This window comes from Acidobacteriota bacterium (genome assembly GCA_030949985.1).
Lineage (GTDB): Bacteria > Acidobacteriota > Polarisedimenticolia > J045 > J045 > JALTMS01.
In genome coordinates this window covers 1-6,659 of sequence record JAUZRX010000029.1, presented here as the reverse complement: position 1 = coordinate 6,659, position 6,659 = coordinate 1, and the positions used below count along the sequence as shown (strand labels likewise).

The window sequence follows — 6,659 nt, the reverse complement described above, 5'->3', positions numbered from 1 at the left end:
GGACTGGGCGTCCACGTTGGGCCAGGGGTTCTTCGCCTTGCCATGCTCCTGGAGTACCTTCGGCGCGACCTGGTAGACCATGTTGACCAGCTTGAAGAGCGGGTCGTCGGGCAGGTGCTTGAGGCAGAACTCCCGCTGGGAGGAGTAGCGCGGGTCCGTCTTGCGCAGCACCGCGTGTCCGTAGCCGGGGATCACCTGGCCGGAGTTGAGGGTCTCCCACAAGGCCTTCTCGATGACCTCCTCGGTGGGCTCCTGGTCTCCCAGGCGATCCATCAAGGCCTGGGTCCAGCGCAGCACTTCCTGGTTGGCCAGGCCGTGGAGCGGGCCGGCCAGCCCGTTGATCCCCGCGGAAAGGGCGTAGTAGCAGTCGGACAGGGCCGAGGCCACCAGGTGCGTGGTGTGGGCCGAGACGTTGCCCGACTCGTGGTCGGAGTGGAGGATGAAGTACATCCGTGCCACGTCATCGTAGGGGTGCGGGATGCCCATCATGTGGGAGAAGTTGCCGCCGAAGTCCAGCTCGGGGTCTGCGGCGATGGGCGTGTCGGCCTTGTACTTCATGCGGTAGATGTAGGCCGCGATGGCCGGCAGTTTGGCCAGCAGGTTCGAGGCGTCCTCGTACATCGGATCCCAGTACTCGAACTTGGTCATTCCCTCGTTGTAGCGGCGGGCGAAGTTGGACTCCCGCTGCATGGCCACGATCGCAGCGGAGAACATCGTCATCGGGTGGGTATCACGAGGCATGGCGCGCAGCAGGTCGTGGAGGTACTCGGGAACCCGGGCCCGAGCCTTGAAATCACGGACCACTTCCAGGGTCTGCTCCACTTGGCGTGGCGGAACTCGATTCCCGCCACGTCGGCTCCCACCAGTTGCAGCTTGCGGGGGCCCTCGAAGCGGGCGCGGGCCTGGATCACTTCCACGCCCCGAGCCTTGAGAAGCTGATCGACGCCGCGGCTGAGGATCGTGACGACCTTCTCCTTGTTGGCCCGCAGGGCCTTCAGGTTGATGCTGACCTCGCCACTGACCACGCCGAAGTTCTTGGAGCGGCGGGCTGCCTCGGCAATCTCCGCGCTGTGGATCAACGTCTTGGAGGGGATACAGCCCTCGAGCAGGCAGACTCCACCCCGGCGCGGGCGCTCCTCGACGAGAATCACTTCCTTGCCCAGGTCGGCGGCCCTCAAGGCAGCGACATAACCTCCCGGTCCGCCGCCAATCACCACTACGTCCGTTTGCTGGCTGAGGCTTCCCATGACCATTGCGGTCTCCTTCCCGTCGCCCGAGTCGGGGGACTATCGCTCCAAGAGCCAGGTCAGGGGGCTCGAGAGAAGCTCGCCCAGCCGCCGCATGAAGCGTGCTGCATCGGCGCCGTCGGCGATGCGGTGATCGAAGGCCAGGGTCAGCGGCAGAATCGTGCGCACGACGATCTCGCCATCACGTACCACCACCTTCTGCTCGGCCCGCCCCATGCCCAGGATCGCCACCTCCGGGTAGTTGATGGTGGGGATCAGCCGCGCTCCCGCGATGGGGCCCACGTTGGTGATGGTGAAGGTGCCGCCCTGCATCTGGGCCGGTGCCAGGGTTCAGCCGCGGGCCTTGAGAGCCAGGCGCTCGATCTCTGCCGAGATCTCGACAATGCTCTTCGCCTTGGCATCCTGGATCACGGGGGCCAGCAGACCGCGGGGCGTGTCGGCGGCGAAGCCGATGTTGTAGAACTTCTTGGTGATGATCTCCTCCCTGAGCGGATGTCCGAGAGAGCGAGTCTACCGGCCGCGCCGGGCCAGGGAATCGCCCCTCTACCGACTCGTTGAGGACCACTACGAAACCTCCAAGCAGCTCTACGACGAGCGCTTCGCCCGCTCTCACGGTTTCCGGCGCCCGGAGATCGACAAGACGTTGCTGGCCTTCCTCGACTGCGGCTTGCCGGAACACGGCTTCGCACGACTCCGCTGCGATCAGTGCCGCAAGGACCTCTTCGTCGCCTTCTCGTGCAAGACCCGCGGCTTCTGCCCTTCCTGCCAGGCCAAGAGATCCGCCCTCTGGGCCGAGTGGGCTGGCGACCACTTGCTTCTACCGGTCCGCCACCATCAATGGGTCTTCGTATTGCCAAAGCGCCTGCGTCTCTACTTCCTCTACGATCGTGCCCTGCTTGGCGACATGGCTCGCTGCGCCGCCCTGTCGATCCGCAGGCTCTACCACGACCGGGCTGTCGATCAGGAGATCGATCCTGATGGCCTGAACCCCGGCGTCGCCTTGACGATCCACACCCACGGAGATTTTTCCAATTGGCAGCCTCACATTCATTGTCTCGTGACCGCAGGGGTTGCCGATCAGCAGGGAGAGCTCACCCCTCTCGACCTGCCCTGGCCCCCCACAGCCGAAGCGGATTTCCAAGCCCGGATCCTCCGTCTCATGAAAAGACGAGAAAGACTCACGCCAGAACAGGTCGGGGAGATGCTCGCCTGGGCTCACTCTGGATTCTCTGTACACAACGCTGTCTGCGCCGATCCCTCTTCCCCCGATGAGATGATGCGCCTCGCGCCCTACCTGCTTCACCCTCCGATCGCCCTCGAGCGTCTTCGATACCACGGAAAGAGCAGACCCCTCGTCTACTCCGGCAGGCGCCCTGATCACCGCACTGGAGCCAGGAGCAGGGCCTTCGACCCCTTCGAGTTCCTCGCTGAGTTCTGCCTGCACATTCCGCCGCCACGCTTGCACCTGACGCGACTCTAAGGAGCCTACTCCACGCGACATCGGGTGGAGCAAGCGCGCCTGCCAGAGGGTTCGAAGCACAGCGTGGCCGTCAGCGGGAATGACGGCTGCGGACTGCTCCGAGGAAACCCCCTCCCCGGCCCTGCGAAAGCGGAAAGCTGACTGGACTCGCATGATCTCCAGGGTCTTCGAGGTGGATCCACATCGGTGCCCCTGCGGGGGCTCGTGGCGCATCGTCGAAGCGATCATCGAGCCCCCTGCCGCGCGCAAGATCCTCGAACACGTGCGTAAGATCAAAGCCCGGGCCAACGCACCACCGCCACCGGCCGGTTGACCATCATCCTCAATCACCACCGCCCTCGACCTTCAGCACCGCTCTTGCGAGCGGCCCGTAGCCTCTCTGCCCAGATGCATCCTCCCAGCGCCTGACAACCGAGGAGCAACGCAGCCAGGCGGGATGCATCGGCAGCCAGAAGCCGGTACTTGTTTCTGCTCGGGCCTGAAGCATCATTCACCGACCGCGAAGCTTGCTGAGAACTGCCGCGCGACTTGTCGATCTGCAACCCGGGTGGCGACCACGTAGTCGTAGCGCCCAGCGGAGAAGGCTTCGCGGGAAACGGTCCAATTGTCGATGATTCGCGTGCATCCCGGTTCCATTCTTTGGACTTGGCCCTCCACGCGGAAGGCCGGCAGCCCATTGCTCGCGATCCACCTGATGCTGGCCAGCTCGGCCCGGGGGCCGCAGAGCCATGTCACCGCCGTGAGGGTAGCGCCGTAGGAGATCGTCGACGAGGCCGGGCCGTATCCCACGGACTGTCGCTCCGAGCCGCGGGGCCAGAGGTAACGCAAGGCCCTGCGATCCGGCGCCAGGATGACCGGACCGAAGGCGTGAGCAGTAGTGGCAGTGGCATCTGGCAGAATGAAGCGCTCGCGTGCCACCCAGATTCTCTCCGCCTTGGTGGAGCGCAGATAGGCCGCAACCTCGTATTCTCCCGGCTCGAGTTCGGAGAGAGACGGCAGTGTGGATCCGTCTTCCAAGCGCAGTGCCACATCGACAGCCACCTCTCCACGGGCATTGCGCGGAAGGCCAAGGTAGGCCGCAATCTTCCAGCGGCCGTTGGTCCATTCGAGCGGTACTACTTGGATCACCAGATCATCCGCGACCGCGGGCACAGGATCGGAGTGTGGATTCCGGGCAGCGGCAGCAGGGACCCGCCCAGTTCCGATAGCGACTCGGTAGAGGTTGGGTAGCGCCTTGCCTCCGATCGTGACTCGTGCCTGCAGTACTTTTCCACGCTCGTTCTCCCGCGTCCGGAAGCCAAGCGTCAAACGGCAAACCGCGGCAGCATCGCGAAGGAGAGCCTTCAGGCCGCCGCTTCCGCGGTTATAGCTACCGCCCGTGCCATCGACCAGATTTGCCGAGAAGTTGATGGCCCACGGATGCTCGCGGGAGCCAAGGGTCCCGACATAAGCCGCCATGATCCGCGTCTGGGCGGAGGTGGCAGCCCCCCCGATCCGCTCCAATTCTTCGACGAGGTTGCCGACCACATCCTCCAGGCTAGAGCACAGTCCGAAGGTCTTGACGGGGTGAGCAGTAGATTTCTCGTGAAAGTAAACGAGAGTCTTGGGCCCTGGTGTCGTTTCCAGCCGCGTCAGGTACTCTTGTAGGATTCCAAGGGACCTGCGCTGCCTCTTTTTCTCCATCACTGCATCAGGCAGGCAGGAGGTGCCGCCGCCTTGCCTTGCACATGATCCGACATGGAGAACTCGTTCGGTAGCATCCGGATCTAGCCACTCGGTCGATGCGCCAAGACCCGCGAGTGCGTCAAGCAGCAGCTCCTTTTCCCGAGTGAAGCTACGGATGATTGCAGTGCCGAACTCTGAGGTAGCGACAACGATCTCAACCATGCTCCCATGTGGCAGCGCCGTTTCAATCCAGCGCTGGGCTGCTTCCAGCGCCGAGTTCCTTCCAGAAACAGTGAGCTGGGTTCCATCAAGATAGAGAACAAAACGACTTGGATTCGAGATGCCGACCGAGACAGGTGGGTAGGGGCGGTCCTGTTCTACATCGTATGAAGTACCGCCCTCGTCATCGGAAAGAAGCGATGACGGGCACTGCTGATCCACTGTCAGAATCTCTCGTCTTCGACCATTGACGGAGAGAGTAATCTCCTCGGGAGCCAGGGCTCCGTTCTTGCGGAAGAAGTACTTGGGATGCAGGTAGACATCCAGGAGGGCGATAGACGCCTCGGTCTTCTCCACAAGCGTGGACCAAGCCGGGCTATCTTCCTGGCGTTCACTCGCCGCAGTTGCCGGACCATGGGCCTGTGCGGAGGCGAGCAGCGGAACGAAGAGACATGCGAGAAGAGCGTGGAAACACCTCCCCTGCCGGGACCGATCCGAGTATCCAAGTAGAATGGCAGCCATGCTGACGCAAGACCTTTCAGGTGTCTGGAGGCCAATCATGCCTATTCCTTAAGAGCGTATATCTCGCTCGCGTAGAAGATCGACCGCACGGCAAAGAAGTGCGAGAATGGTCTGGATCAAGCCCGTCGTTTGCACTTCTCCGTGGTGCGAGGATCGAGGCCGGCGGCCGCTGTGTGTTGCGGCCGCCGGGCACTGGCCCAAAGGGGCCGGCATGGTCGTGTCTACTGGATCGTTGCCACGACCGAATCGTTGGATAGGTCCAGATCGATCACTCCCGGGCCTGGAGAGACAGTCAGAAGGAGATCATCGCCCGGCTGCCCGGCAATTAGTTCGTCGAGACTGATGCCGAAACCGTAGTTGCAGACGCATCTGCCAAACGCGGGTAGGTGCTGAGTGCACTGACCGTAGCGTAGAAATCCCATGAGCTTGTACCAACATGACCCGGTGGCGAGCAAGAGAAGAGAAATGGTCAGAACGACAGTGCGAAGGGTTCTATGCATGAAATGGTCTCCTACTTTCCAAAAGGTGTGGATTTCGATGGGCATCGCGTCTGGAATCAGCACGGCGGGGCACGTTGGCCACTTGAAACTGCACTCCGGTGTCGCTGCGGCCGCTTCCACACAAGGTTGAGCGCCAAAGCGAGTTTGGGTCCTGCTTCGCAGGCAGTCGATAGTGACGGGGCAGATTGCTTGAGTCCGGAAGAAGCGCCCGCTCTGTCGGGAGGAACTAGACTGCTGCGTGCACCAGAACATTTCCGCGTGCTAACGCGGGCAGACGGTCGATCGTGGCTGCCGAACGACGATACGCACCGAGGCAGAATAGCTACGGCGCAAGAGTGGAGCCTCAGGGGGGGGGGCAACGCGATCAAAAAATGGCGTCGATCCTCGTGCCTCTTTTTCAGCAATTCCCCGCATAGTGCACCCCTGAGTCTTGGCAACTCACGAAGACGCTATAGCGAATGGGGCGACCTGTCAACAGGGGTAATATGATCGGAAGATCCTGGGCTGATCGGCTGCAGGCTTCCGTTGGCGCAGGCGGTATGGGACGGCAGGGAAGTCACCTGCTGGCAAGGGAATCCGGAGTAGATCGAAGGCCGGCTGCTGGATGTGGGTGCTGATCGAATGGTTCGGTGCCGGCGACTTTCGGCTTGTTGAGGATTCTCGTGACGGTGACGAAGTCGGCCGGGAGGGGTTGGATGAAGTGGATGAGAAGCCCATCTTCCGCGGGGCTGGCGTGGGCGTTGACTTCGGTGTGCCCCGGGAGTTGCGTTGGAGCGACGGCCGGGAGCGGGATTAGCCTGCGTGTAAAGCGGCACCATGCGAGGCCTCCTCGCTGCAGAATGGACACTTGCCGCTCTTTTCTTCTACTTGATGCCGGCAGCTTCCTCGAGCATGTCGGTGGTGACCGACTTGGGACGCTCGATGGGATAGCCCAGGGCCCGGTCCCAGACGATGTTCGCCAGTACACCGATGGCCCGGCCCACGCCGAAGAGCACGGTGTAGAAGTCGTACTCCTTGACGCCGTAG

The 6,659-nt window shown here is 62.5% G+C and carries 7 protein-coding genes and 2 pseudogenes; 4 read left to right on the top strand and 5 right to left on the bottom strand.

Translation table 11 applies throughout. From position 1 onward, the window contains the following. The 3 genes and pseudogenes from Q9Q40_09350 to Q9Q40_09340 form a co-directional block, all read right to left on the bottom strand. On the bottom strand, positions 1-822 hold an 822-nt coding region (locus Q9Q40_09350; GenBank protein ID MDQ7007426.1), incomplete at its 3' end, for a citrate (Si)-synthase. Then, complete coding sequence (locus tag Q9Q40_09345; protein MDQ7007425.1) at positions 717-1,253, bottom strand: FAD-dependent oxidoreductase; 537 nt, start codon at positions 1,251-1,253, stop codon at positions 717-719. The genes Q9Q40_09345 and Q9Q40_09350, both read right to left, overlap by 106 nt. Before the next feature lie 33 nt (positions 1,254-1,286). Then, positions 1,287-1,670 (bottom strand): annotated as a pseudogene (locus Q9Q40_09340) (2-oxo acid dehydrogenase subunit E2). 49 nt (positions 1,671-1,719) lie between these two features. Between Q9Q40_09340 and Q9Q40_09335 the strand changes: the two are divergent. The 3 genes and pseudogenes from Q9Q40_09335 to Q9Q40_09325 all read left to right on the top strand — a co-directional run bounded on the left by Q9Q40_09335 (position 1,720) and on the right by Q9Q40_09325 (position 3,040). Beyond that, a pseudogene (locus Q9Q40_09335) lies at positions 1,720-2,085 on the top strand (transposase zinc-binding domain-containing protein). Between the two features lie 66 nt (positions 2,086-2,151). Next, positions 2,152-2,727, top strand: a complete 576-nt coding sequence (locus Q9Q40_09330; protein MDQ7007424.1) for a transposase — start codon at positions 2,152-2,154, stop codon at positions 2,725-2,727. A 151-nt stretch (positions 2,728-2,878) separates the two neighbouring features. After that, positions 2,879-3,040, top strand: coding sequence for a hypothetical protein (locus tag Q9Q40_09325; GenBank protein ID MDQ7007423.1), 162 nt, complete (start codon positions 2,879-2,881; stop codon positions 3,038-3,040). Between the two features lie 173 nt (positions 3,041-3,213). Here Q9Q40_09325 and Q9Q40_09320 read toward each other — a convergent pair whose 3' ends face one another. Next, positions 3,214-4,968 carry a hypothetical protein gene (locus Q9Q40_09320; protein ID MDQ7007422.1) on the bottom strand — a complete coding sequence of 585 codons (1,755 nt, stop codon included), beginning with the start codon at positions 4,966-4,968 and terminating at the stop codon, positions 3,214-3,216. A gap of 1,269 nt (positions 4,969-6,237) precedes the next feature. Between Q9Q40_09320 and Q9Q40_09315 the strand changes: the two genes are divergently transcribed. Continuing rightward, on the top strand, positions 6,238-6,429 hold the full coding sequence (locus tag Q9Q40_09315; protein MDQ7007421.1) for a hypothetical protein: 192 nt from the start codon (positions 6,238-6,240) through the stop codon (positions 6,427-6,429). Positions 6,430-6,496: 67 nt separating this feature from the next. On the opposite strand, the gene Q9Q40_09310 is transcribed toward Q9Q40_09315, so the two are convergent. Next, positions 6,497-6,659, bottom strand: a 163-nt coding sequence (locus Q9Q40_09310; GenBank protein MDQ7007420.1) for a citrate/2-methylcitrate synthase, incomplete at its 5' end; no start/stop codon positions are given.

Coding starts and splice junctions, on each gene's coding strand:
- Q9Q40_09325 (MDQ7007423.1), top strand. CDS start 2,879: ATGATCTCCAGGGTCTTCGAGGTGGATCCACATCGGTGCCCCTGCGGG.
- Q9Q40_09315 (MDQ7007421.1), top strand. CDS start 6,238: ATGTGGGTGCTGATCGAATGGTTCGGTGCCGGCGACTTTCGGCTTGTT.
- Q9Q40_09345 (MDQ7007425.1), bottom strand. CDS start 1,253: ATGGTCATGGGAAGCCTCAGCCAGCAAACGGACGTAGTGGTGATTGGC.
- Q9Q40_09330 (MDQ7007424.1), top strand. CDS start 2,152: ATGGCTCGCTGCGCCGCCCTGTCGATCCGCAGGCTCTACCACGACCGG.